1 protein-coding gene is annotated in these 1451 nt (G+C 68.6%); it reads right to left on the reverse strand.

Features of this window, described 5'->3' with window-relative positions:
* The coding region (gene glpK / locus LG396_RS38735) for a glycerol kinase GlpK (RefSeq protein WP_225798301.1) at positions 1–1451 on the reverse strand (1451 nt) is incomplete at both ends.

A 1451-nucleotide genomic window follows, 5' to 3' on the forward strand; every position in this document is an offset into this window, starting at 1 on the left:
TTGTATTCGCGTTCGCGGGTGGCTTCGTCCATGCGGGGGGTCCATTCGGCGGCGCGGCGCCAGTTGGCGCGCAGGGTGTCGGTGTCGGGCCAGTAGCCGACGGCGAGTCCTGCGGCGTAGGCGGCGCCCAGGCAGGTGGTCTCGGCGACGAGGGGGCGTACGACGGGTGCGTCCAGGACGTCGGCGAGGGTTTGCATCAGCAGGTTGTTGGCGGTCATGCCGCCGTCGACTTTGAGTGAGGTGAGTTCGACGCCGGAGTCCTTGGTCATGGCGTCGACGATTTCGCGGGTCTGCCAGGCAGTTGCTTCCAGGACGGCGCGGGCGAGGTGGGCTTTGGTGACGTAGCGGGTCAGGCCGGCGATGACGCCGCGGGCGTCGTCGCGCCAGTACGGTGCGAACAGGCCGGAGAAGGCGGGGACGAAGTAGGCGCCGCCGTTGTCCTCGACGCTCAGGGCGAGGGTTTCGATCTCGGCGGCGGTGGAGATGATGCCCATCTGGTCGCGCATCCACTGGACCAGGGCGCCGGTGATGGCGATGGAGCCTTCCAGGGCGTAGACGGCGGGTTCGTCGCCGATGCGGTAGCCGACGGTGGTGATGAGCCCGTTTTCGGAGTGGACGGGTTCGCCGGCGGTGTTCATCAGCAGGAAGGTGCCGGTGCCGTAGGTGGATTTGGCTTCGCCCTGGGCGAAGCAGGTCTGGCCGAAGAGCGCGGCTTGCTGGTCGCCCAGTGCGGAGGCGACCGGGATGCCGGTCAGGGTGCCGGAGGTGGCGCGGCCGTAGACCTCGGCGGAGGAGCGGATCTGCGGGAGGACCGCCGGGGGGACGCCCATGGCCTGGCAGATCTCGGGGTCCCAGTCGAGGGTTTCGAGGTTCATGAGCATGGTGCGTGAGGCGTTGGTGACGTCGGTGACGTGGACGCCGCGTCCGGGGCCGCCGGTGAGGTTCCAGATGACCCAGGAGTCCATGGTGCCGAAGAGGATGTCGCCGGCTTCGGCGCGGGCGAGCAGGCCCGGGGTGTTGTCGAGGAGCCAGCGGATCTTGGGTCCGGCGAAGTAGGAGGCCAGGGGCAGGCCGGTGGCGGCGCGGAAGCGGTCCTGTCCCTCGGTGCCGCCGAGTTGGCGGCACAGCTCCGCGGTGCGGGTGTCCTGCCAGACGATGGCGTTGGCGACGGGTTCACCGGTGTGCTTGTCCCACAGCAGGGTGGTCTCGCGCTGGTTGGTGATGCCGATGGCCTTCACGTCCGCGCTGGTGATGCCGGCTTTGGTGACGGCGCCGTCGACGACCTGCTGGACGTTGCGCCAGATCTCCAGGGCGTTGTGCTCGACCCAGCCGGGCTTGGGGAAGATCTGCTCGTGTTCCTTCTGATCCACCGACACGATCCGGCCATCGGTGTCGAACACGATGCACCGGCTCGAAGTCGTCCCCTGATCGATAGCCGCAATGAACGGGCC

This window comes from Streptomyces aculeolatus (genome assembly GCF_020400605.1).
GTDB classification, from domain to species: domain Bacteria; phylum Actinomycetota; class Actinomycetes; order Streptomycetales; family Streptomycetaceae; genus Streptomyces; species Streptomyces aculeolatus.